Annotated in this window: 27 protein-coding genes; 5 read left to right on the top strand and 22 right to left on the bottom strand. The window is 69.4% G+C overall.

All coding sequences use genetic code 11. The features are described from left to right. Positions 1-177: 177 nt before the first annotated feature. The 16 genes from CP969_RS23140 to CP969_RS23065 form a co-directional block, all read right to left on the bottom strand. Positions 178-363, bottom strand: coding sequence for a type Z 30S ribosomal protein S14 (locus CP969_RS23140; RefSeq protein ID WP_003948630.1), 186 nt, complete (start codon positions 361-363; stop codon positions 178-180). A 5-nt stretch (positions 364-368) separates the two neighbouring features. After that, a complete protein-coding gene (rplE, locus tag CP969_RS23135; RefSeq protein ID WP_004984522.1) occupies positions 369-926 on the bottom strand; it encodes a 50S ribosomal protein L5 in 558 nt (185 codons plus the stop codon). After that, on the bottom strand, positions 926-1,249 hold the full coding sequence (gene rplX, locus CP969_RS23130) for a 50S ribosomal protein L24 (protein WP_004984523.1): 324 nt from the start codon (positions 1,247-1,249) through the stop codon (positions 926-928). The genes rplE and rplX overlap by 1 nt, the downstream gene beginning before the upstream one ends. Positions 1,250-1,251: 2 nt before the next feature. After that, the gene (rplN, locus tag CP969_RS23125) at positions 1,252-1,620 is read right to left on the bottom strand and encodes a 50S ribosomal protein L14 (RefSeq protein ID WP_003998823.1); all 369 of its coding nucleotides are present in this window, start codon (positions 1,618-1,620) and stop codon (positions 1,252-1,254) included. A gap of 100 nt (positions 1,621-1,720) precedes the next feature. Then, on the bottom strand, positions 1,721-2,005 hold the full coding sequence (rpsQ, locus tag CP969_RS23120) for a 30S ribosomal protein S17 (RefSeq protein ID WP_004984524.1): 285 nt from the start codon (positions 2,003-2,005) through the stop codon (positions 1,721-1,723). Next, a complete protein-coding gene (rpmC, locus tag CP969_RS23115) occupies positions 2,005-2,229 on the bottom strand; it encodes a 50S ribosomal protein L29 (protein ID WP_004984525.1) in 225 nt (74 codons plus the stop codon). Before rpmC ends, rpsQ begins: the two co-directional genes overlap by 1 nt. After that, positions 2,229-2,648: a 50S ribosomal protein L16 gene (gene rplP / locus CP969_RS23110; protein WP_004984526.1), complete on the bottom strand. Its 420-nt coding sequence runs from the start codon at positions 2,646-2,648 to the stop codon at positions 2,229-2,231. Before rplP ends, rpmC begins: the two co-directional genes overlap by 1 nt. A 5-nt stretch (positions 2,649-2,653) precedes the next feature. Beyond that, positions 2,654-3,478, bottom strand: a complete 825-nt coding sequence (gene rpsC / locus CP969_RS23105) for a 30S ribosomal protein S3 (protein ID WP_004984527.1) — start codon at positions 3,476-3,478, stop codon at positions 2,654-2,656. Then, positions 3,478-3,825, bottom strand: coding sequence for a 50S ribosomal protein L22 (rplV, locus tag CP969_RS23100; RefSeq protein ID WP_006130776.1), 348 nt, complete (start codon positions 3,823-3,825; stop codon positions 3,478-3,480). The genes rpsC and rplV overlap by 1 nt, the downstream gene beginning before the upstream one ends. Before the next feature lie 45 nt (positions 3,826-3,870). Then, entirely contained in the window at positions 3,871-4,152 is a 282-nt protein-coding gene (gene rpsS, locus CP969_RS23095) for a 30S ribosomal protein S19 (protein WP_004984529.1), read from the bottom strand. A 12-nt stretch (positions 4,153-4,164) separates the two neighbouring features. After that, positions 4,165-5,001, bottom strand: coding sequence for a 50S ribosomal protein L2 (gene rplB, locus CP969_RS23090; RefSeq protein WP_004984530.1), 837 nt, complete (start codon positions 4,999-5,001; stop codon positions 4,165-4,167). A 38-nt stretch (positions 5,002-5,039) separates the two neighbouring features. Further along, entirely contained in the window at positions 5,040-5,459 is a 420-nt protein-coding gene (rplW, locus tag CP969_RS23085; RefSeq protein WP_004984531.1) for a 50S ribosomal protein L23, read from the bottom strand. After that, on the bottom strand, positions 5,459-6,118 hold the full coding sequence (gene rplD, locus CP969_RS23080) for a 50S ribosomal protein L4 (protein ID WP_004984532.1): 660 nt from the start codon (positions 6,116-6,118) through the stop codon (positions 5,459-5,461). Before rplD ends, rplW begins: the two co-directional genes overlap by 1 nt. Positions 6,119-6,126: 8 nt before the next feature. Further along, positions 6,127-6,771 carry a 50S ribosomal protein L3 gene (gene rplC, locus CP969_RS23075; RefSeq protein ID WP_004984533.1) on the bottom strand — a complete coding sequence of 215 codons (645 nt, stop codon included), beginning with the start codon at positions 6,769-6,771 and terminating at the stop codon, positions 6,127-6,129. A gap of 18 nt (positions 6,772-6,789) precedes the next feature. Continuing rightward, on the bottom strand, positions 6,790-7,098 hold the full coding sequence (gene rpsJ, locus CP969_RS23070) for a 30S ribosomal protein S10 (RefSeq protein ID WP_003948644.1): 309 nt from the start codon (positions 7,096-7,098) through the stop codon (positions 6,790-6,792). 717 nt (positions 7,099-7,815) lie between these two features. Next, complete coding sequence (locus CP969_RS23065) at positions 7,816-8,148, bottom strand: cupin domain-containing protein (RefSeq protein ID WP_004984536.1); 333 nt, start codon at positions 8,146-8,148, stop codon at positions 7,816-7,818. 118 nt (positions 8,149-8,266) lie between these two features. Here CP969_RS23065 and CP969_RS23060 point away from each other — a divergent pair, with 118 nt between their 5' ends. Beyond that, positions 8,267-9,046: a YqjF family protein gene (locus CP969_RS23060; protein ID WP_016825017.1), complete on the top strand. Its 780-nt coding sequence runs from the start codon at positions 8,267-8,269 to the stop codon at positions 9,044-9,046. 65 nt (positions 9,047-9,111) lie between these two features. Here the strand turns inward: CP969_RS23060 and gdhA are convergent, their stop codons facing one another. Further along, a complete protein-coding gene (gene gdhA, locus CP969_RS23055) occupies positions 9,112-10,470 on the bottom strand; it encodes an NADP-specific glutamate dehydrogenase (protein ID WP_004984538.1) in 1,359 nt (452 codons plus the stop codon). A gap of 565 nt (positions 10,471-11,035) precedes the next feature. Here gdhA and CP969_RS34645 point away from each other — a divergent pair. Then, a complete protein-coding gene (locus CP969_RS34645; RefSeq protein WP_078495367.1) occupies positions 11,036-11,797 on the top strand; it encodes an SUKH-4 family immunity protein in 762 nt (253 codons plus the stop codon). Here the strand turns inward: CP969_RS34645 and CP969_RS23045 are convergent. Further along, a complete protein-coding gene (locus CP969_RS23045; RefSeq protein ID WP_004984539.1) occupies positions 11,700-12,857 on the bottom strand; it encodes an endo-1,4-beta-xylanase in 1,158 nt (385 codons plus the stop codon). The two genes, CP969_RS34645 and CP969_RS23045, sit on opposite strands and share 98 nt — an antisense overlap. 217 nt (positions 12,858-13,074) lie before the next feature. On the opposite strand from CP969_RS23045, the gene CP969_RS23040 reads away from it, so the two are divergent. The 3 genes from CP969_RS23040 to CP969_RS23030 all read left to right on the top strand — a co-directional run bounded on the left by CP969_RS23040 (position 13,075) and on the right by CP969_RS23030 (position 16,489). Then, positions 13,075-13,896 carry an SAM-dependent methyltransferase gene (locus CP969_RS23040; RefSeq protein WP_016825019.1) on the top strand — a complete coding sequence of 274 codons (822 nt, stop codon included), beginning with the start codon at positions 13,075-13,077 and terminating at the stop codon, positions 13,894-13,896. A 137-nt stretch (positions 13,897-14,033) separates the two neighbouring features. After that, on the top strand, positions 14,034-15,014 hold the full coding sequence (locus CP969_RS23035) for a LysR family transcriptional regulator (RefSeq protein ID WP_039830971.1): 981 nt from the start codon (positions 14,034-14,036) through the stop codon (positions 15,012-15,014). Positions 15,015-15,115: 101 nt separating this feature from the next. Continuing rightward, on the top strand, positions 15,116-16,489 hold the full coding sequence (locus CP969_RS23030; RefSeq protein WP_026084952.1) for a carbohydrate-binding protein: 1,374 nt from the start codon (positions 15,116-15,118) through the stop codon (positions 16,487-16,489). 290 nt (positions 16,490-16,779) lie between these two features. Here the strand turns inward: CP969_RS23030 and tuf are convergent, their stop codons facing one another. From tuf to rpsL, 4 genes are all read right to left on the bottom strand, one after another. Continuing rightward, on the bottom strand, positions 16,780-17,973 hold the full coding sequence (gene tuf / locus CP969_RS23025; RefSeq protein WP_004984544.1) for an elongation factor Tu: 1,194 nt from the start codon (positions 17,971-17,973) through the stop codon (positions 16,780-16,782). 168 nt (positions 17,974-18,141) lie between these two features. Beyond that, positions 18,142-20,268 carry an elongation factor G gene (gene fusA / locus CP969_RS23020; RefSeq protein ID WP_016825022.1) on the bottom strand — a complete coding sequence of 709 codons (2,127 nt, stop codon included), beginning with the start codon at positions 20,266-20,268 and terminating at the stop codon, positions 18,142-18,144. A gap of 39 nt (positions 20,269-20,307) precedes the next feature. Beyond that, positions 20,308-20,778, bottom strand: a complete 471-nt coding sequence (gene rpsG, locus CP969_RS23015) for a 30S ribosomal protein S7 (protein ID WP_003998848.1) — start codon at positions 20,776-20,778, stop codon at positions 20,308-20,310. A gap of 2 nt (positions 20,779-20,780) precedes the next feature. Continuing rightward, a complete protein-coding gene (gene rpsL / locus CP969_RS23010) occupies positions 20,781-21,152 on the bottom strand; it encodes a 30S ribosomal protein S12 (protein WP_003948652.1) in 372 nt (123 codons plus the stop codon). Positions 21,153-21,394 lie beyond the last annotated feature (242 nt).

Raw genomic sequence — 21,394 nt, 5'->3', positions numbered from 1 at the left:
GGTGCGCCATCCCTCTCCCCGATCCGAGACGGGACGGGTGCGGCGCGGTGGACCTGCGGCGTAGTAAGTCGTGCGGGCGCGGCAGGCGCCCAACCCCACAAGCCTAAGGCATGGGGGGCCGGGCCCCTGCCGACCCAGTTGCTTACCGAGAGCCCTGTGAATCCCTGATTAAGGGGACTACCAGGAGCTCTTGGTCACGCCCGGCAGCTCGCCACGGTGAGCCATCTCACGAAGGCACACGCGGCAGAGGCCGAACTTGCGGTACACGGAGTGCGGACGGCCGCAGCGCTGGCAGCGGGTGTAGCCACGCACACCGAACTTGGGCTTGCGAGCAGCCTTCGCGATGAGAGCCTTCTTCGCCATCTCGCTCACGCCTCCTTGAACGGGAAGCCGAGGTGACGGAGAAGGGCGCGGCCCTCTTCGTCGTTGGTCGCCGTGGTGACCACGGTGATGTCCATACCCCGGACACGGTCGATCTTGTCCTGGTCGATCTCGTGGAACATGACCTGCTCCGTGAGACCGAAGGTGTAGTTGCCACGGCCGTCGAACTGCTTGGGGGACAGGCCGCGGAAGTCGCGGATGCGCGGCAGCGCGAGCGACAGGGTGCGGTCCAGGAACTCCCACATGCGGTCGCCGCGGAGCGTGACGTGGGCACCGATCGGCTGCCCCTCGCGCAGCTTGAACTGCGCGATGGACTTGCGGGCCTTGGTGACGGCCGGCTTCTGACCGGTGATCGTGGTGAGGTCGCGGATGGCGCCCTCGATCAGCTTGGAGTCGCGGGCGGCGTCGCCCACACCCATGTTGACCACGATCTTGACGAGGCCGGGAACCTGCATGACGTTCTCGTACGAGAACTCCTCACGCAGCTTGCCCGCGATCTCCTCGCGGTACTTCGTCTTGAGACGCGGAGTGGTGGTGGTAGCCATCAGATGTCCTCACCCGTCCGCTTGGCAACGCGGATCTTGTTGCCCTCGTCGTCGAAGCGGTAGCCGACGCGGGTCACGACCTTCTTGCCGTCCTTCTCCACGACCAGCTGAACGTTGCTGACGTGGATCGGGGCCTCGGTGGTCACGATCCCGCCGGCCTGCGAACCGCGAGCGGTCGGACCGGCCTTGGTGTGCTTCTTGACCCGGTTGACACCCTCGACCAGGACACGCTCCTCGCGCGGGTAAGCGGCGATGACCTTGCCCTGCTTGCCCTTGTCCTTGCCGGTGATGACCTGGACCAGGTCGCCCTTCTTGATCTTCATGCTCACAGCACCTCCGGCGCGAGGGAGATGATCTTCATGAACTTCTTCTCGCGCAGCTCACGGCCGACCGGGCCGAAGATACGGGTGCCACGAGGGTCGCCGTCGTTCTTGAGAATGACGGCGGCGTTCTCGTCGAAGCGGATGTACGAGCCGTCCGGACGGCGGCGCTCCTTGACGGTGCGAACGATGACCGCCTTGACGACGTCACCCTTCTTCACGTTGCCACCGGGGATCGCGTCCTTGACGGTGGCGACGATGACGTCACCGATGCCCGCGTAGCGGCGACCGGAGCCACCGAGTACACGGATGCAAAGGATCTCCTTCGCTCCCGTGTTGTCGGCGACGCGCAGTCGCGACTCCTGCTGGATCACGTCTATCTCCTGATCGTCTGCCGGTTCCCCAACGGGGCTGATGGATCAGCCCCGTTGGAGCCTGGCGGAACTACCCTGCGGGGTCTGCCCCGCAGGAGAATTACTTGGCCTTCTCGAGGATCTCGACGACGCGCCAGCGCTTCGTCGCGGACAGCGGCCGGGTCTCCATCAGGAGGACGCGGTCGCCGACACCCGCGGCGTTCTGCTCGTCGTGGGCCTTGAGCTTGTTCGTACGGCGGATGACCTTGCCGTACAGAGCGTGCTTGACGCGGTCCTCGACGGCGACGACGACGGTCTTGTCCATCTTGTCGCTGACGACAAGGCCCTCACGGGTCTTGCGGAAGCCGCGCGCTTCGGTGTTCTCAGTCACGTTGTTCTCGCTCATCAGGCGTTCTCCACCGTTTCGATGCCCAGCTCACGCTCGCGCATCAGGGTGTAGATCCGCGCGATGTCCTTGCGGACCGCCTTGAGACGGCCGTGGTTCTCGAGCTGTCCCGTGGCCGCCTGGAAGCGGAGGTTGAACAGCTCTTCCTTGGCCTCGCGAAGCTTCGTCAGAAGCTCCTCGTTGCCCAGCTCGCGCAGCTCGGACGCCTTGGTACCGGCCGACATCACGCTTCACCTGCCTCGCGCTTGACGATCTTGCACTTCATCGGCAGCTTGTGGGCCGCACGGGTCAGGGCCTCGCGCGCGATCTTCTCGTTGGGGTACGACAGCTCGAACATCACGCGTCCGGGCTTGACGTTGGCCACCCACCACTCCGGAGAACCCTTACCGGAACCCATGCGGGTCTCGGCCGGCTTCTTCGTCAGCGGGCGGTCCGGGTAGATGTTGATCCAGACCTTGCCACCACGCTTGATGTGGCGGGTCATGGCGATACGAGCCGCCTCGATCTGGCGGTTCGTCACGTACGCCGGGGTCAGCGCCTGGATGCCGTACTCGCCGAACGCAACCTGCGTGCCACCCTTGGACATGCCGTTGCGCTTGGGGTGGTGCTGCTTGCGGTGCTTGACCCTACGGGGGATCAGCATGGTGGTCAGGCCTCCGTTCCGGTGCTCTCAGCCGGAGCGGCGGCGGGCGCGTCGGCCTTGGGGGCCTCGGCAGCCGGAGCCTGCTGCTGCGGCTTGCGACCGCGCCGCTCGCCACCGCGGCCACCACGGGCCGGGCGGTCGGCGCCACCGCGGGCCGGGCGGTTGCCCGCACGGGCGGCGGCGTTCTCGGCGCGGACCTCGGCGATGTTCTTGACGTCGCCCTTGTAGATCCAGACCTTCACACCGATGCGGCCGAAGGTCGTCTTGGCCTCGAAGAAGCCGTAGTCCACGTTCGCGCGGAGCGTGTGCAGGGGCACACGGCCCTCGCGGTAGAACTCCGAGCGGGACATCTCGGCGCCGCCGAGGCGGCCACCGCACTGGATCTTGATGCCCTTGGCGCCCGCCTTCATCGCCGACTGCATGCTCTTGCGCATGGCGCGGCGGAAGGAGACGCGGGAGGAGAGCTGCTCGGCGACGGCCTGGGCCACGAGCTGAGCGTCGGTCTCGGGGTTCTTGACCTCGAGGATGTTCAGCTGGACCTGCTTGCCGGTGAGCTTCTCGAGGTCGCCGCGGATGCGGTCGGCCTCGGCGCCGCGGCGGCCGATGACGATGCCCGGACGCGCGGTGTGGATGTCCACCCGCACACGGTCACGGGTGCGCTCGATCTCGACCTTGGAGATGCCGGCGCGCTCCATGCCGGACGTCATCATCCGACGGATGGCGACGTCTTCCTTGACGTAGTCCTTGTACAGCTTGTCGGCGTACCAACGCGACTTGAAGTCGGTCGTGACACCGAGCCGGAACCCGTGCGGGTTTACCTTCTGGCCCATTACCGGGTTCCTTCCTTGCTGCTGACGACCACGGTGATGTGGCTGGTCCGCTTGCGGATCCGGTAGGCACGGCCCTGGGCGCGCGGACGGAACCGCTTCAGGGTCGGGCCCTCGTCGACGTAGGCCTCGGAGATGAAGAGGCTGTCGACATCGGTGTGGTCGTAGTTGTGCGCGGCGTTGGCGATGGCGCTGTCCAGCACCTTGCCGACCGGCACGCTCGCGGCCTGCGGGGCGAAACGCAGGACCGCCTGAGCCTCCGTGGCGTCCATGCCACGGATGAGGTCCACCACACGGCGGGCCTTCATGGGCGTGACGCGGATGTACCGCGCCTGGGCCCTGGCTTCCATGGTTGTCCCTTCAGTGTTTGTCATTGGTCGTTTGCACCCCGCCTGTCAGCGGCGCTTCGACTTCCGGTCTTCCTTGACGTGGCCCCGGAAGGTGCGGGTCGGCGAGAACTCGCCGAGCTTGTGGCCGACCATCGACTCGGTGACAAACACCGGGATGTGGGTCTTGCCGTTGTGCACCGCGATCGTGTGGCCGAGCATGGCCGGGACGATCATCGAGCGGCGGGACCAGGTCTTGATGACGTTCTTGGTACCGGCTTCGTTCTGGGCGTCCACCTTCTTGATCAGGTGGTCGTCGACGAAGGGTCCCTTCTTCAAGCTACGAGGCATCTCAACCCGTCCTTAGCGCTTCTTGTTCGTCTTGCGGCGGCGGACGATGTACTTGTTCGACGCCTTCTTGGGCGAACGAGTACGGCCTTCCTTCTGGCCCCACGGGGACACCGGGTGGCGACCACCGGAGGTACGGCCCTCACCACCACCGTGCGGGTGGTCCACCGGGTTCATGACCACACCACGCACGCTCGGGCGGACACCCAGCCAGCGCTTGCGGCCGGCCTTGCCCCAGTTGATGTTGCTCTGCTCGGCGTTGCCGACCTCGCCGACGGTGGCGCGGCAGCGGACGTCGACCAGGCGGATCTCACCGGACGGCATGCGGAGGTGAGCCATGGTGCCCTCCTTCGCGAGCAGCTGCACCGAGGCGCCGGCGGAGCGGGCGAACTTGGCGCCGCCGCCGGGACGCAGCTCGATGGCGTGCAGCGTCGTACCGACCGGGATGTTGCGCAGGGCGAGGTTGTTGCCCGGCTTGATGTCGGCCCCGGGGCCGTTCTCGACGCGGTCGCCCTGCTTCAGGTCGCGCGGCGCGAGGATGTAGCGCTTCTCGCCGTCCGCGTAGTGCAGGAGCGCGATGCGCGCGGTGCGGTTGGGGTCGTACTCGATGTGCGCGACCTTCGCCGGCACGCCGTCCTTGTCGTGACGACGGAAGTCGATCACGCGGTAGGCGCGCTTGTGGCCACCGCCCTGGTGGCGGACGGTCACACGACCGGAATTGTTACGGCCGCCCTTGCTGTGCAGGGGACGGACCAGCGACTTCTCCGGCGTGGACCGCGTGACCTCGACGAAGTCGGCGACGCTGGAGCCACGACGGCCCGGAGTCGTCGGCTTGTACTTGCGGATACCCATTTCTCAGTCCTCGTCCGATATCGAACGATCCTGACCGCTTACGCGGTCGGACCGCCGAAGATGTCGATACGGTCGCCCTCGGCGAGGGTCACGATCGCGCGCTTGGTGGCCGCGCGCTGGCCGAAGCCGGTGCGGGTCCGCTTGCGCTTGCCGATGCGGTTGATCGTGTTGACCCCGGTGACCTTGACCGAGAAGACCGACTGCACGGCCTCCTTGATCTGGGTCTTGTTGGCACGCGGGTCGACGAGGAACGTGTACTTGTTCTCGTCGATGAGCGCGTAGCTCTTCTCGGACACGACCGGCTTGAGCAGCACGTCACGGGGGTCCGTGTACGCCTTGCTCGCCGGGGTGACGACGGTGTTCTTGCCCTCGGTGGCGTGGCGGCGCGCCTTGGCTACGCGCGCCTCCTTCGCCTTCTTGGCCGCCTTGGAGGCGATGGAGGGGTGACGGGCAGCCATCAGGCCTCGCTCCCTTCGTTGTCGTTGGCCTTGTTCGGGCCGGCGACGAAGGACTCGAAAGCGGCCTTGGTGAAGACCACGTCGTCCGAGACGAGAACGTCGTACGTGTTCAGCTGGCCCGGCTCCAGGATGTGGACCTGGGGCAGGTTGCGGGCGGACAGCCACGCGGCCTCGTCGGCGCGGTCGACGACCAGGAGCAGGTTCTTGCGCTCGCTGATCTTGCCGAACAGGCTCTTGGCGGCCTTCGTGGAGGGGGTCTCGCCCTCGACCACGCCGGTGACGACGTGGATGCGGTTGTGGCGGGCCCGGTCGGTGAGGGCGTGGCGCAGGGCCGCGGCCTTCATCTTCTTCGGGGTCCGCTGCGAGTAGTCGCGCGGCTGGGGGCCGTGGACGATGCCACCGCCGGCGAACTGCGGCGCGCGGGTCGAACCCTGGCGGGCGCGACCGGTGCCCTTCTGGCGGTACGGCTTCTTGCCGCCACCACGGACTTCACCGCGCGTCTTGGTCTTGTGGGTGCCCTGGCGGGCGGCGGCCAGCTGCGCGACGACGACCTGGTGGATCAGCGGAACGCTGACCTTCTCAACGCCGAAGATCTCCGCGGGGAGCTCGACGGTACCGGCCTTGTCGCCCGCCGGCGAAAGGATGTCAACAGTGCTCATCGGTTACCTCAGGCCCCCTTGGCCGCGGTGCGGACCAGGACGAGGCCGCCGTTCGGACCGGGAACCGCGCCCTTGATGAGCAGCAGACCCTTCTCCGCGTCAACGGCGTGGACGGTCAGGTTCTGGGTGGTGACCCGCTCGTTGCCCATGCGACCCGCCATGCGCAGGCCCTTGAACACACGGCCCGGGGTGGCGCAGCCACCGATGGAGCCGGGAGAGCGGTGCTTGCGCTGGGTACCGTGCCCGGCGCCGAGGCCACCGAAGTTGTGGCGCTTCATGACACCGGCGAAGCCCTTGCCCTTGCTCTTGCCGGTCACGTCGACCTTCACGCCGGCCTCGAACACCTCGGCAGTGACTTCCTGGCCGAGCGTGTACTCGGAGGCGTCCGACGTGCGGATCTCGACGAGGTGACGACGGGGGGTGACGTCGGCCTTGGCGAAGTGGCCCTTGAGGGGCTTGTTCACCTTGCGCGGGTCGATCTCGCCGAAGGCGATCTGGACGGACTCGTAGCCGTCGACGTCGTTCGTGCGGACCTGGGTGACGACGTTCGGCCCGGCCTTGACGACGGTGACCGGGACGACACGGTTGTTCTCGTCCCACACCTGCGTCATACCGAGCTTCTCGCCCAGGATGCCCTTGATCTGCTTAGCCATCTCTTCAGATCACCGGCCTCAGAGCTTGATCTCGATGTCGACACCGGCCGGGAGGTCGAGTCGCATCAGAGAGTCAACGGTCTTGGGGGTCGGGTCGAGGATGTCGATCAGGCGCTTGTGCGTGCGCATCTCGAAGTGCTCGCGCGAGTCCTTGTACTTGTGCGGCGACTTGATGACGCAGTACACGTTCTTCTCAGTGGGCAGCGGCACCGGGCCCGCGACCGACGCACCAGTGCGGGTCACCGTCTCGACGATCTTCTTCGCCGAGGAGTCGATGACCTCGTGGTCGTAGGCCTTGAGCCGGATGCGGATCTTCTGTCCCGCCATGGCTACTTCGTAGTCCTGTCTCTCATAACGCTCTGGAACCCGGAGCGGCTCCCCTCGTTCTCCGACCCACGCGGTCGGGCGTGTCGCGGTCCCGCTGACATGAATGTCCCTTGTTCGAACACCCCTGCGGGATTGGACACGGTCCTACCAGAACCGCGGGCCGGGGGCGAAAGGCCCACCGGGCGCCTGGTCGGCGCCGCACTCACGCTTCCCGGAAGATTCCCGTACGTCCGCCCCTGATCAGGGACGACGAGTACTGTGGGACTCGCTTCCGGTCCTCCCGGCGGGAGGCGCGCAGCATCAACACTCGACCGAGCAACTCGGACAGTCTGCCACAGCGGGCGGGGGGCTGGCCAATCGAGCGGAAAAGATTACCCCGGAGGTGGCGCGGGTCAAACCCACCCGCCGACCGGTCCGGAAGGTTCCGCGGCAGTTCAGCGTCTTCGCGGTGGCGGCGAAGCGGGCGCGCGGGAAGTCCTCGAGTGGTCCGGCGGGTGTCACGGGCCGGAATCCCCCCTCCAGCGGCACGCACGGCGTGGAACGGCGGCCCGCCCGGTCCGGGCGTGTCGGAACTGCTCGCGCACGACGCCGAAGCGGCGGTTCGCCGCGCCGGCGCCCGGGTCCACCCGGCCGGGCCCGCGCAGACGCCGTGCGCGTCCCGCCGGTACGCCCCCCTCCGTCCGGCGCACCCCTCCGCCGCACCGCCCCGGCGGGCGGCTACCCGCGCCCGGCGACCGTGAGGAGCACCGCCGAGTCCTCCAGCGCCTCCAGGGCGTGGCGGGCCGGGGGGATCGCGATCAGGTCGCCGGTGCGGCCCTCCCAGGAGGTGTCGCCGCTGGTGAGCCGGACGCGGCCGCGCAGCACCTGGAGGGTCGCCTCGCCGGGGTTCTCGTGTTCGGCGAGGGAGGTGCCGGTGGTCAGCGCGAGCAGGGTCTGGCGCAGGACGTGTTCGTGGCCGCCGTGGACCGTGGCGGCGCTGCGGCCGCTGGACGCGGCGGCGGCCCGTTCGAGGTGTTCGCGGGCGAGGGCGTCGAGGGAGAGCTTCTGCATGGCGTCAGTCTCGCCGCCGGCGCCGCGCGGTCACAGGGCCGTACGGGGTACGCCGCGGCGTCCACCACGTCCACCCGCGGGGCCGCACCGCGGTCCCCGCCCGCGGGATACTGGCGTCGTGCCGCCGACACCGCAGCCGTGGCCCTCGCGGCCCCCGGCCCCCGTCACCGCCGACGCGCCCGAGGCCATCGCGCGCCCGCTGCTCACCCAGTCCTGGCTCGACCTGACCTTCGTCCACTGGGCGGCGGACCCGGCCGACGTGGCCGGGCTGCTGCCGTCGGGCACCGTGCCCGACACGCTGGACGGCGTCACGTACGTCGGGCTCGTCGCGTTCCGGATGCACCGTGCGGGATGGCTCCGCCTCCCGGGCGTGCCCTACCTCGGCACCTTTCCCGAGACCAATGTCCGCCTCTACTCCGTGGACGCGCACGGGAGGCGCGGCGTCGTCTTCCTGTCCCTCGACGCCTCCCGGCTGGTTCCCGTCGCGGTCGGCCGCCTCGGGTTCCGGATGCCGTACCTCTGGTCCCGCATGGACATCCGTCACGACGGCGACACCGTGACGTACACCGGTTCCCGGCGTTGGCCCGGTCCGCGCGGCGCCCGGAGCCGCCTCACCGTGCGGAAGGGCGAGCGGATCACGCAGCCCACCGGGCTGGAGCACTTCCTGACCGCCCGCTGGGGCATGCACGGCACCTTCCTCGGCCGGTCGACGTACCTGCCCAACGCCCATCCGCGGTGGCCCCTGCACCGCGCCGAGCTGGTCGAGTGCGAGGAGGACCTGGTGGCGGCGGCGGGGCTGCCCGAGCCCGCCGGGGAGCCGGTGAGCGTGCTGTACTCGCCGGGCGTTCCCGCCCGCTTCGGCCTCCCGGCCCGCCCGGGCGGCCCGCGCACCCCCTGACCCGACGGGAGGCCGGGAGGGACCCTGCCCCGCGGGTCCCTCCCGGCCTCCCCCACCGGCTCTCGTCAGATGACGCCCTGCGCCAGCATCGCGTCCGCCACCCGCTCGAAACCGGCGATGTTCGCGCCGGTCACGTAGTCGCCGGGGGAGCCGTAGCGCTCGGCGGTCTCGGCACAGGTGGTGTGGATGTCGGTCATGATGCAGGCCAGCTCGTTCTCGACCTGGTCGGCCTTCCACGAGGTGCGCGAGGCGTTCTGCGTCATCTCCAGGGCGCTGACCGCGACCCCGCCCGCGTTGGCCGCCTTGCCGGGGCCGAAGGCGACGCCGGCCTGCTGGAGCAGCTGCACGGCCTCCGGCGTCGTGGGCATGTTCGCGCCCTCGGAGACCGCCTTCACGCCGTTGCGGATGAGGAGGGCGGCGTCGGCGGCGTTCAGCTCGTTCTGGGTCGCGGACGGCAGGGCGACGTCGGCCGGGACCTCCCAGACCCGCCCGCCGGGCACGAACCGGGCGGAGGCGCCCCGGCGCTCCGCGTAGTCGCTCACCCGGCCGCGCTCGACCTCCTTGACCTGGCGCAGCAGGTCCAGGTCGATGCCCTTCTCGTCGACGACGTAGCCGCTGGAGTCGGAGCAGGTCACCGGGTGGGCGCCGAGGGCCGCCAGCTTCTGGATGGTGTAGATCGCGACGTTCCCGGAGCCGGAGACGACCGCCGTCTGGCCCTCCAGGTCCTCGCCGCGCCCGCGCAGCATCGCCTCCGCGAACAGCACGTTGCCGTACCCGGTCGCCTCCGGGCGGATCAGCGAGCCGCCCCAGCCGGCGCTCTTGCCGGTCAGCACGCCGCCCTCCCAGCGGTTGGTGATCCGCCGGTACTGGCCGAACAGGTAGCCGATCTCACGGGCGCCCACGCCGATGTCACCGGCCGGGATGTCGGTGTACTCACCGATGTGCCGGTACAGCTCGGTCATGAAGGACTGGCAGAAGCGCATGACCTCCGCGTCGCTGCGCCCCTGCGGGTCGAAGTCGCTGCCGCCCTTGCCGCCGCCGATGCCGAGACCGGTCAGCGCGTTCTTGAAGATCTGCTCGAAGCCGAGGAACTTGATGATCCCGAGGTTCACGGAGGGGTGGAAGCGCAGGCCGCCCTTGTACGGGCCGAGGGCGCTGTTGAACTCGATCCGGAAGCCGCGGTTGACGTGGACCCGGCCGTTGTCGTCCTGCCACGGCACCCGGAAGATGATCTGCCGCTCCGGCTCGACGAGCCGCTCCACCAGGCCGGGCTCGGCGTACTCGGGACGGGCCGTGAGCACCGGGGCGAGCGTGTCCAGCACCTCGCGCGCGGCCTGGTGGAACTCGGGCTCCGCCGGATTGCGGCGCTCGATCTCGGCGCGCAGTTGGTCGAGCGAGTTTTTGGGGTCGGGTCGTGTGGCCACAGGGTCCCTTTCTGGCGCGGCTGACACCGGGCAATGGGTCCGGTGATGGGCGCTCGGCGCCATTGCCGCGCGCAGGACAGCGGCCGCTCGGAGTGACTGCACGAGGGACGGCCGGCTTTCCAGTGTTACCCCTGTGTAAACCGGAACGGCAAGAGGCCGCACGACGGTCCGCTATCTGAGACCTACTGTACGGAACGCGGGACGACGGGACCAGGTCCGACCCTGACCCGCCATACCCGACCATATCCACACATCGTCCCTTCCGCTTCCCCGACGGTGCTGCCGGGGCTCCGGGGCGCCGAGGCTCCGGGGTGCGGTCGGGCGCCGATCGGGGCGGGGCGGGGCACGACGGCAGGCGGGTCCCCGGTACGACGACGGGCGGGTCCCCGGTACGACGACGGGCGGGTCCCCGGTACGACGGGACGGCCGGGGACGGCACCGCGGGCGACGGCCGCACCCCGGTGCCCCGCCGCCCGTCCGGTCCGGTTCCCGTCGGTCCGAGGCCCCCGCGGCCCATCGTCTCGTCATAGGCGTCGTCCGCCTGTCAGCCCTGTGCGGCACTTCCGTGCCAACTCCCGTTCCGGACAAGGCTCTTGCACACGTCAGCCGGGACGACCTGCGCCGGTTCGGCAGGGCCGGCGCGTACGGGGTACGGCTCGGGGACGACGGTCCGGCGCATCTGTGCGCGCGGCCGGATGGTGCGGTGCAGGCGGTGCTCCCGGGGACCGACGAGCACGACACGTTCGCGAACAGGAGCCTCGCCGCGCTGAGCGCCGGCCTGGCCGCCCTCGACCACATGTTTCCGGTCATCGCCGCGTCCTCGGATCCGTCGGAGGCCGCCGCCGCGTTCCGGGAACCGGACGAGGAACTGCACAGGAACGACGCGGCGGCGTTCGCGGAGCGGGAGAACTGGTGGCCCCGGGTGCTCGACGACGTGCGCCACACCCTCCACTTCCCGTTCTCCGCCGCCTTCGAGTACCTCGACGACGCGGGCCGCGAGCAGATCGCCACCGGGGCGACCGGCCCCGGGCAACCGCCTCGACGTCCGCACGGCGGACCTCCTCAGCGGGGTCGGCCTCCCGGACGACGTGCACTTCGCGTCGAAGGCCGGCGTCGGCCAGGAGGAGTCGATCGCCCCGCGTGCCCCCGTACCGGCCCGGCTCGGACCGGTACGGGGCACCCCCCCGTCGGGGAGGAGACGGGGAGCGGCCGGGCGCAACCGGCGCGCCTCACCCCCGCCGGTGCCCGCGGTCCTTCCGCGCCGCCTCCTTCAGGGTGTCCCGCAGGGCGTAGAAGGCGGGCTTGCGGACGAAGTCCTCGGTCATGACGTTCGCGAAGCCCTCGCCCTCGAAGAACACCGGCACCCACGAGTACTTGTCGGTGAAGCCCCAGATGGTGAACGAGTTGCAGCCGTCGACGGCCAGGCACGCCTGGAGCACGCGCCGGTAGTAGTCGGCCTGCTTGCGCTCCTGCGCCTTGGTGGGCACGCCGCTCTCCGGCAGGTCCATGCGGACGTCCAGCTCGGTGACGGCCGTCTCCAGGCCGAGCGCGTCGAACCGGCGCAGGTTGTCCTCCAGGTCGCCCGGGAAGCCGTAACGCGTGCTCAGGTGGGCCTGGACGGAGAAGCCGTGCACGGGCACGCCCTGCGCGAGCAGGTCCTGGACGAGGGCGTGGTAGGCGTCGCTCTTCGCGTTGACGCTCTCGACGTTGTAGTCGTTGAAGAACAACTTCGCCTCAGGGTCGGCCTCGTGGGCCCACCGGAAGGCGTCGGCGACGATGCCCGGGCCCAGTTCGCGGATCCAGATGTTGTCCTGGGTGCGCAGCCTGCCCTGGTCGTCGAAAATTTCGTTCGCGACGTCCCACTGCTGGATCCGGCCGGCGTAGCGGCCGACGACGGTGGTGATGTGCTCGCGCAGGAGGGCGCGCAGTTCCTCCGCGGAGAAGTCGCCCTTCTCCAGCCACTCCGGGTTCTGGCTGTGCCACAGCAGGGTGTGGCCGCGCACGACCTGGCGGTTGCGCTCGGCGAACCTGACGATGGCGTCGGCCTGCCCGAAGTCGTAGCGGTCCCGCTCGGGGTGGATGAAGTCCCACTTCATCTGGTTCTCGGGGGAGACCGAGCCGAACTGGCGCGCCAGGATCTTCCGGTACTCCTTGTCGTGCGTGAACGGGTCCGGGTAGTCCTGCGAGAGGTGGTGGCCGCCGCCCGCCACGGCGGTGCCCACGAAGAAGCCCTCGGGAGCGGCCGAGCGCAGCCGGTCGGGCGCGGCGTGGGAGTGCGGCGGAGCCTTCCGGTCGGCCGGCGGGGCGGCCGTGGCCGCGCCCGTCGCGAGCGGCAGGCACAGGGCGGCGGTGGCGAGTGTCACGGTGGCGAGGCGAAGGGATCTCATGCGGGGAGTCTCACTCCATCCGTTCTCGAATGTTTCGAATACGGAGACGAAACATTAGGGATGGGGCGGACGCTAAGGTCCGACCGAGCGGCGCGTCAATACCCGTGCGGAGTTCCGCCCGCGCGAAGGGCGTCCGGCGCACCGCGCCGACCCGGGGCTGGCTATCGTGACGAGCGCGATCACCGGCCAACTCCCGAGCGCGACAAGGGGAATCACGATGGATCAGCAGGACGCGGGCGTGGACGCCCCCCTACGGATCGACACCGGCAAGCCGCATCCCGCGCGGATGTACGACTGGTTCCTCGGCGGCAAGGACAACTACCCGGTGGACGAGGAACTGGGCCGGCAGCTCGTGTCCTTCGCGCCGGTCATCCCGGTCATGGCCCGGATGAACCGGGCCTTCATGCACCGCGCCACCCGCTGGGTGGCCGGCCGGGGGGTGCGCCAGTTCCTCGACATCGGGACCGGCATCCCGACGGAGCCGAACCTGCACCAAGTGGCCCAGGAGGTCGCCCCCGAGGCACGGGTCGTGTACTGCGACAACGACCCGATCGTGCTGGCCCACGCGGGAGCGCTGCTGCGGGGCACCCCCGAAGGGGCCGTCGACTATGTGCAGGCGGACGCCCGCGACACCGCCGCCATCCTCGAACGCGCCCGCGGGACACTGGACTTCGACCGGCCGGTCGCGCTCTCCCTGATCGCACTGCTGCACTTCATCGGCGACGAGGACGGGGCCTACGAACTGGTGGAAGGCCTCAAGAGGGAACTGGCTCCCGGCAGTTTCCTGATCATGTCCCACCTCACCCCCGACTTCCACCCGGAGGAGGCCTCGCAAAAGGTCGTCGACCTGTACCGGGCGGGCGGGCTCACCATGGACATGCGCAGCCGGGACCGGTTCGCCCGCTTCTTCGACGGCCTGGGGCCCGTGGCCCCCGGCATCGTGGCGGCCGAGGACTGGCACCCGGAACTCGGGGAGCCGGTCCCCGGCCAGGAGGGCGTCCTCAGCGGGGCCTACGCGGCGGTGGCGCGCAAGGGGTGATCCTCCCCGGCCGGGTGGTCGTGGCTGCGGTCCGCCCGGCCCGGCGGTCGTGGCTGCGGTCCGTCCGGCCGGCCCTCCCCTCATCAGGTCCGTACCAACCCCTTGCCCCCGCCCCCTCCACGCCGCAAGCTCCCCTCATGGAGCTGGAGTTGCGGCATCTGAAAACGATCCGGGCGATCGCGGACGCGGGCAGCCTCACCAGGGCGGCGACCGACCTGGGCCTGGCGCAGCCCGCGCTGAGCGCACAGCTCAAGCGGATCGAACGCGCCCTGGGCGGTGAGCTGTTCGAGCGCGGCCGGCACGGCGTACGGGTCACGGCGCTCGGTGAACTCGTACTGGAACGCACCCGGATCGTGCTGCCCGCGGTCACCGAGCTGCAGCGGGAGGCCACGCGGTTCGCCCGCACCCCGCACGCGACCTCCGCCCTCCGGCTGGGCGGCACCCACGGTCCGCTGCTGGGCGCGCTGGTGGACCGGCTGGCGGACGCGGTGCCCGACGCGCGGGTGACGACGTGCACGTCCTGGTCCGAGCGGGAGCTGGCGGACCTGCTGACCGAGGGGCGGCTGGACTTCGCGCTCGCCGGCACCTGCGGCTCCGCTCCCCCTCCCGGCGCCGGGACACTGGTCTGGCGGGAGGTCGCGGTGGACCCGGTCTTCGTCATGGTGCCGGACGCGCATCCACTGGCCCACCGGACGGAACTGGACCTGGCCGAACTGGCCGACGAGGAGTGGGCCTGCGTGCCCGGCGACGGCTGCTTCGGCGACTGCTTCACCGCCGCCTGCACCCGCGCCGGCTTCACCCCGCGCCGCATGTACGAGACCGACACCGCGTCCCTGGTCCATCTGGTGCAGGTGGGCCGGGCGGTCGGGACGTGCCGGGCGACCTTCCCGACCACGCCCGGGATCACCACCCTGCCGCTCACGGGCACCCCGCTGACCTGGCGGCACCTGCTGGGCTGGCACGCGACGACACAGCGCGAGGAGGCCGCCGCCACCGTGCTGGCCCAGGCCCGGCTGGCGCACGCGGGCGTGGCGGCGGGCAGCGAAAGCTACACGCTGTGGCTCTCGGCCCACCGCTCCCCGGCCCCGCACCCACCGGTGGCTCCGCACGTTCCATAACGCCGGGCAGGGGGCCGGCCGACGTCTTACGGCTGTCGGTCGGCCCTTCCTACGGTTTCGGCACCTCCCCACCGAAACCGAGGAGATCCCGCATGTCCCCCATGCTCCGACGACACACCAGGGCCAGAGCCGCGGGCGCCGCGCTCGTGGCGACGGCCGGCCTGCTCGTGGCCGGGCTCAGCGGCTCCGCGAGCGCCGGGCCGGCCGCCGCCACGTCCCCCACCCCTGCCTCGGCCGCCGAGACGCTGCGCACCGACGCCGTCCCGCCCGCCCTGCTCAAGTCCATGGAGCGCGACCTGGGTCTGGACCGGCAGCAGGCGGAGCGCCGCCTGGCGAACGAGGCGGAGGCAGGTGCCACGGCGGGCCGCCTGCGCGCCGCCCTGGGCTCCGACTTCGCGGGCGCCTGGGTGCGCGGGGCCGAGTCCGGCACGCTGACCGTGGCCACGACGGACGCCCGCGACGTGCGGACCATCGAGGCGCAGGGCGCCGAGGCCGACGTCGTCCGCCACTCCCTGGCCGACCTGGACGCCGCCAGGGCCCGCCTGGACCGGGCGGCGGCCCGTACCGGCACCACCGACGCCCCCGTCCGGTACGTCGACGTCCGCACGAACAAGGTCGTCGTGCAGGCGGTACGGACGTCCGCGGCCCGCGCCCTCGTCTCGGCCGCCGGGGTCGACGCGTCCCTCCTGCGCATCGAGAAGTCGGCCGAGCGCCCCCGCCCGTTCTACGACCTGCGCGGCGGCGAGGCCTACTACATCAACAACAGCGGCCGCTGTTCGATCGGCTTCCCCGTCACCAAGGGCACCCAGCAGGGCTACGCCACCGCCGGCCACTGCGGCCGGGCCGGGGCGAGCACCAGCGGCCACAACCGGGTCGCCCAGGGCACCTTCCAGGGCTCCACCTTCCCGGGCCGCGACATGGCCTGGGTGGCCACCAACACCAACTGGACGGCGACGCCGTACGTCAAGGGCGCGGGCGGCCAGAACGTCCAGGTGACCGGGTCGACGCAGGCTCCGGTCGGCTCCTCCGTCTGCCGCTCCGGCTCCACCACCGGCTGGCACTGCGGGGTCATCCAGCAGCTGAACACCAGCGTGACCTACCCCGAGGGCACCATCACCGGCGTCACCCGCACCTCGGTGTGCGCCGAACCCGGCGACTCGGGCGGCTCCTACATCTCCGGCAGCCAGGCCCAGGGCGTGACCTCGGGCGGCTCGGGCAACTGCAGCAGCGGCGGCACGACGTACTTCCAGCCGATCAACCCGCTGCTCCAGACCTACGGCCTCACCCTGAAGACGAACGGCGACGGCGGCGGCGAGGAGCCCCCGCCCGGTGGCGGCACCTGGTCGGCCGGCACCGTCTACCAGCCGGGCGACACGGTGACCTACGGCGGCGCCACCTACCGCTGCCTCCAGAGCCACCAGGCCCAGGCCGGCTGGGAGCCGCCGAACGTCCCGGCGCTGTGGCAGCGCGTGTGAGCCGCCACTGACCACCCCGACGGGGGGGAACGGCCCTGCCCCGGGCGCGCAGCTGTGCGCGCCCGGGGCAGGGCCTTGTGCGACGCCGGACACCGCGCCCCGGGCCCGTCGCCCGTCCGACGACCGGAGAACGGCCTCCGCCCGGAGTCCTCGGAGCCGTCCGGGGCCGGGAGAACGACCGGGAGGACGCGAGGCCGGCAGGATCCGGACGGCGAAAGGGCCCGCACGACCGAAGTCGTGCGGGCCCCTTCAGGTGCTCGCGGTGGAGCTACCGGGTCAGATCAGCAAGCTCACTTGTTGATCTTGGTGACCTGGCCGGCGCCCACGGTCCGACCACCCTCGCGGATGGCGAACTTCAGGCCCTCCTCCATGGCGACGGGCTGGATGAGCTCCACCTTCATCTCGGTGTTGTCACCCGGCATGACCATCTCGGTGCCCTCGGGGAGGGTCACGACGCCGGTCACGTCCGTCGTACGGAAGTAGAACTGCGGGCGGTAGTTGTTGAAGAACGGGGTGTGGCGGCCACCCTCGTCCTTCGACAGGATGTAGGCCTGGGCCTCGAACTCGGTGTGCGGGGTGACCGAGCCCGGCTTGATGATGACCTGGCCGCGCTCGACGTCCTCGCGCTTGATGCCGCGGAGCAGCAGACCGACGTTCTCACCGGCCTGGCCCTCGTCGAGGAGCTTCCGGAACATCTCGATGCCGGTGACCGTGGTGGTGGTCTTCTCCGGCTTGATGCCGATGATGTCGACGGTCTCGTTGACCTTGAGGACACCACGCTCGATGCGGCCGGTGACGACCGTACCGCGACCGGTGATGGTGAAGACGTCCTCGATCGGCATCAGGAACGGCTTGTCGACGTCACGCTCGGGCGACGGGATCGACTCGTCCACGGCCTTCATCAGCTCGAGGACGGAGTTGCCCCACTCCTTGTCGCCCTCGAGGGCCTTCAGAGCCGAGACCTTGACGACCGGAACCTCGTCGCCCGGGAACTCGTACTCGGAGAGGAGCTCACGGACCTCGAGCTCGACGAGCTCCAGGATCTCCTCGTCGTCCACCATGTCGGCCTTGTTCAGGGCGACGACGATGTACGGGACGCCGACCTGGCGGGCCAGGAGCACGTGCTCCTTGGTCTGCGGCATCGGGCCGTCCGTGGCGGCGACCACCAGGATCGCGCCGTCCATCTGGGCGGCACCGGTGATCATGTTCTTGATGTAGTCCGCGTGACCGGGGCAGTCGACGTGGGCGTAGTGACGCTGCTCGGTCTGGTACTCGACGTGCGAGATCGAGATGGTGATACCGCGCTGGCGCTCTTCGGGAGCCTTGTCGATCTGGTCGAACGCCGAGGCCTCGTTCAGGTCCGGGTACGCGTCGTGCAGCACCTTGGTAATGGCGGCCGTGAGGGTCGTCTTACCGTGGTCGATGTGACCGATGGTGCCGATGTTGACGTGCGGCTTAGTCCGCTCGAACTTCGCCTTCGCCACTGGGGTCCTCCTGTGGAGTGGTTCTGTACGCCTTACTCATCGGCGCCAGGTGATCTTTGCTGGGAAACCCGGGCCCGGGGCATTCCACCACGGTGGTGGCGGAATGCCCGTTGCAGGCTCCGGAGTCAAGCCTAAAGCGTGTGAACGGAGTCCGTTGAACGGAGTCCCTTACTCGCCCTTGGCCTTCGCGATGATCTCCTCGGCGACGTTCCGCGGAACCTCGGCGTAGGAGTCGAACTGCATCGAGTAGCTTGCGCGACCCGACGTCTTGCTGCGGAGGTCTCCGACGTAGCCGAACATCTCCGACAGAGGCACGAGGCCCTTCACGACGCGGGCACCCGCCCGCTCCTCCATGGCCTGGATCTGGCCACGGCGAGAGTTGATGTCGCCGATGACTTCACCCATGTAGTCCTCGGGCGTGGTGACCTCGACGGCCATCATCGGCTCGAGGAGCACGGGCGAAGCCTTGCGCGCGGCCTCCTTGAAGGCCTGCGAGCCGGCGATCTTGAACGCGAGCTCGGAGGAGTCCACCTCGTGGTAGGCACCGTCGAGCAGCGTCACGCGGACGCCGGTCATCTCGTAGCCGGCGAGGATGCCGAACTGCATGGCCTCCTGCGCACCGGCGTCGACCGAAGGGATGTACTCCTTCGGGACGCGGCCACCGGTCACCTTGTTGACGAACTCGTACGAGGCGTCGCCGCTCTCGATCGGCTCGATCGCGATGATGACGCGGGCGAACTGGCCGGTACCACCCGTCTGCTTCTTGTGGGTGAACTCGACCTTCTCGACCGACTTGCGGATGGTCTCGCGGTACGCGACCTGCGGCTTGCCGACGTTGGCCTCGACCTTGAACTCACGGCGCATGCGGTCGACCAGCACCTCGAGGTGCAGCTCGCCCATGCCGCCGATGATGGTCTGGCCGGTCTCCTCGTCCGAGTGGACCTGGAAGGACGGGTCCTCCTCGGCCAGGCGCTGGATCGCGACGCCCAGCTTCTCCTGGTCGCCCTTCGACTTGGGCTCGATGGCGACCTGGATGACCGGCGCCGGGAAGTCCATGGACTCCAGGATGACCGGGTTCTTGTCGTCGGACAGCGTCTCACCGGTGGTGGTCTGCTTCAGGCCCATGACGGCGACGATGTCGCCGGCGCCCACCGACTCGATCTCCTCACGCTTGTTGGCGTGCATGCGGTAGATCTTGCCGATGCGCTCCTTCTTGCCCTTCACGGAGTTCAGCACCTGGGTGCCGGACTCCAGACGGCCGGAGTACACGCGGACGAAGGTGAGCTTGCCGAGGTGCGGGTCGCTCATGATCTTGAACGCGAGCGCGGCGAGGGGCTCCTCGTCCGACGGCTTGCGCTCGATGACCTTCTCCGCGTCCTTGACGTCGTGGCCCTCGATGGCCTCGACGTCCAGCGGGGAGGGCAGGTAGCGCACGACCGCGTCGAGCAGGGGCTGCACGCCCTTGTTCTTGAACGCGGTGCCGCAGAACACCGGGGTGATGGTGGTGTTCTCGCTCTTGCCGGACGCGATGGTGATGCGGCGGATCGCCGCGTACAGCTGCTCCTCGGAGGGCTCGGTGCCCTCGAGGTACAGCTCCATCAGCTCCTCGTCGTTCTCCGCGACGGCCTCGAGCAGCTTGCCGCGGTACTCCTCGGCGGCCTCGGCGTGGGTGTCCGGGATGTCGACGGTGTCGTACATCTCGCCCTTGGTCGCCTCGGCGGACCAGACCAGGGCCTTCATCTTCACGAGGTCGATGACGCCCCGGAAGTCGGCCTCGGCACCGATCGGCAGCTGCATGACCAGCGGCTGCGCGCCCAGACGGTCGGAGATCATGTCGACGCAGCGGTGGAACTCGGCACCGGTGCGGTCGAGCTTGTTCACGAAGCAGATGCGCGGAACGCCGTAGCGGTCCGCCTGACGCCACACCGTCTCGGACTGCGGCTCGACACCGGCGACGCCGTCGAACACCGTCACGGCACCGTCGAGTACGCGCAGCGAGCGCTCCACCTCGACGGTGAAGTCGACGTGCCCCGGGGTGTCGATGATGTTGATGGTGTGGTCGATGTTCTCGAGCGGCCAGTGACAGGTGGTCGCAGCAGAGGTGATCGTGATGCCACGCTCCTGCTCCTGCTCCATCCAGTCCATGGTCGCGGAGCCCTCGTGCGTCTCACCGATCTTGTAGGAGACGCCCGTGTAGAACAGAATCCGCTCGGTGGTGGTCGTCTTGCCCGCGTCGATGTGGGCCATGATCCCGATGTTGCGGACCCTGGCCAGGTCAAGCGAAGTGGTAGCCATAAGGCTTCAGTCTTCTCTCGGTCTCGATGGGGTCTGCGACTACCAGCGGTAGTGCGCGAAGGCCTTGTTGGACTCGGCCATCTTGTGCGTGTCCTCGCGCTTCTTCACAGCGGCACCGAGGCCGTTGCTGGCGTCGAGGAGCTCGTTGAGCAGACGCTCGGTCATGGTCTTCTCGCGACGGGCACGCGAGTAACCGACCAGCCAGCGCAGCGCCAGCGTGTTGGCACGGCCGGGCTTGACCTCGACCGGAACCTGGTAGGTGGCGCCACCGACACGGCGGGACTTGACCTCGAGGGTCGGCTTGATGTTCTCGAGAGCGCGCTTGAGCGTGATGACCGGGTCGTTGCCGGTCTTCTCGCGCAGACCCTCCATGGCGCCGTAGACGATGCGCTCGGCGGTGGAGCGCTTGCCGTTCAGCAGCACCTTGTTGATCAGGGAGGTCACCAGAGGGGAGCCGTAAACCGGGTCGATGATGACCGGGCGCTTCGGGGCGGGGCCCTTACGAGGCATTCTTACTTCTCCTTCTTGGCGCCGTAACGGCTGCGAGCCTGCTTGCGGTTCTTGACACCCTGGGTGTCGAGCGAACCGCGGATGATCTTGTAGCGAACACCCGGCAGGTCCTTCACACGGCCGCCTCGCACGAGCACGATGGAGTGCTCCTGCAGGTTGTGTCCCTCACCCGGGATGTAAGCGGTGACCTCGATACCACTGGTCAGACGCACACGCGCGACCTTACGCAGGGCCGAGTTCGGCTTCTTCGGGGTAGTCGTGAACACACGCGTGCAGACGCCGCGGCGCTGAGGAGAGCCCTCGAGTGCGGGCGTCTTGTTCTTTTCGACCTTGTCCTGCCGGCCCTTGCGGACCAGCTGCTGGATCGTAGGCACTACTTCTCCGGTTTCTGTGTGCCGATGGGTACAGCTAACCTGGAACGTCACCGACCCACGCGGTCGGGTGTGTCGAATCACGCGGACTCCCGCCGCAAGGCAGAAAGAAGCGCAGATTGCGGTGGCCGTTCTCAGCCCTCAGTGCGGTGTAAAAGGCACGCACGAAGGCCAGGGCACACCCCAGGCACAAGGTCTGAGCGTACCTATCGCATTCGCTGCGGTCAAAACAAATGGGGCGCGTA

Source organism: Streptomyces viridosporus T7A, from assembly GCF_008704515.1.
Taxonomy (GTDB): Bacteria; Actinomycetota; Actinomycetes; order Streptomycetales; family Streptomycetaceae; genus Streptomyces; species Streptomyces viridosporus.
The sequence above is the reverse complement of the archived record's forward strand: the minus strand, read 5'-3'. Positions and strand labels throughout refer to the sequence as shown.

Coding starts and splice junctions, on each gene's coding strand:
- CP969_RS23140 (WP_003948630.1), bottom strand. CDS start 363: ATGGCGAAGAAGGCTCTCATCGCGAAGGCTGCTCGCAAGCCCAAGTTC.
- rplE (WP_004984522.1), bottom strand. CDS start 926: ATGGCTACCACCACCACTCCGCGTCTCAAGACGAAGTACCGCGAGGAG.
- rplX (WP_004984523.1), bottom strand. CDS start 1,249: ATGAAGATCAAGAAGGGCGACCTGGTCCAGGTCATCACCGGCAAGGAC.
- rpsQ (WP_004984524.1), bottom strand. CDS start 2,005: ATGAGCGAGAACAACGTGACTGAGAACACCGAAGCGCGCGGCTTCCGC.
- rpmC (WP_004984525.1), bottom strand. CDS start 2,229: ATGTCGGCCGGTACCAAGGCGTCCGAGCTGCGCGAGCTGGGCAACGAG.
- rplP (WP_004984526.1), bottom strand. CDS start 2,648: ATGCTGATCCCCCGTAGGGTCAAGCACCGCAAGCAGCACCACCCCAAG.
- rpsC (WP_004984527.1), bottom strand. CDS start 3,478: ATGGGCCAGAAGGTAAACCCGCACGGGTTCCGGCTCGGTGTCACGACC.
- rplV (WP_006130776.1), bottom strand. CDS start 3,825: ATGGAAGCCAGGGCCCAGGCGCGGTACATCCGCGTCACGCCCATGAAG.
- rpsS (WP_004984529.1), bottom strand. CDS start 4,152: ATGCCTCGTAGCTTGAAGAAGGGACCCTTCGTCGACGACCACCTGATC.
- rplB (WP_004984530.1), bottom strand. CDS start 5,001: ATGGGTATCCGCAAGTACAAGCCGACGACTCCGGGCCGTCGTGGCTCC.
- rplW (WP_004984531.1), bottom strand. CDS start 5,459: ATGGCTGCCCGTCACCCCTCCATCGCCTCCAAGGCGGCCAAGAAGGCG.
- rplD (WP_004984532.1), bottom strand. CDS start 6,118: ATGAGCACTGTTGACATCCTTTCGCCGGCGGGCGACAAGGCCGGTACC.
- rplC (WP_004984533.1), bottom strand. CDS start 6,771: ATGGCTAAGCAGATCAAGGGCATCCTGGGCGAGAAGCTCGGTATGACG.
- rpsJ (WP_003948644.1), bottom strand. CDS start 7,098: ATGGCGGGACAGAAGATCCGCATCCGGCTCAAGGCCTACGACCACGAG.
- CP969_RS23065 (WP_004984536.1), bottom strand. CDS start 8,148: ATGCAGAAGCTCTCCCTCGACGCCCTCGCCCGCGAACACCTCGAACGG.
- CP969_RS23045 (WP_004984539.1), bottom strand. CDS start 12,857: ATGAGATCCCTTCGCCTCGCCACCGTGACACTCGCCACCGCCGCCCTG.
- CP969_RS23040 (WP_016825019.1), top strand. CDS start 13,075: ATGGATCAGCAGGACGCGGGCGTGGACGCCCCCCTACGGATCGACACC.
- CP969_RS23035 (WP_039830971.1), top strand. CDS start 14,034: ATGGAGCTGGAGTTGCGGCATCTGAAAACGATCCGGGCGATCGCGGAC.
- CP969_RS23030 (WP_026084952.1), top strand. CDS start 15,116: ATGCTCCGACGACACACCAGGGCCAGAGCCGCGGGCGCCGCGCTCGTG.
- fusA (WP_016825022.1), bottom strand. CDS start 20,268: ATGGCTACCACTTCGCTTGACCTGGCCAGGGTCCGCAACATCGGGATC.
- rpsG (WP_003998848.1), bottom strand. CDS start 20,778: ATGCCTCGTAAGGGCCCCGCCCCGAAGCGCCCGGTCATCATCGACCCG.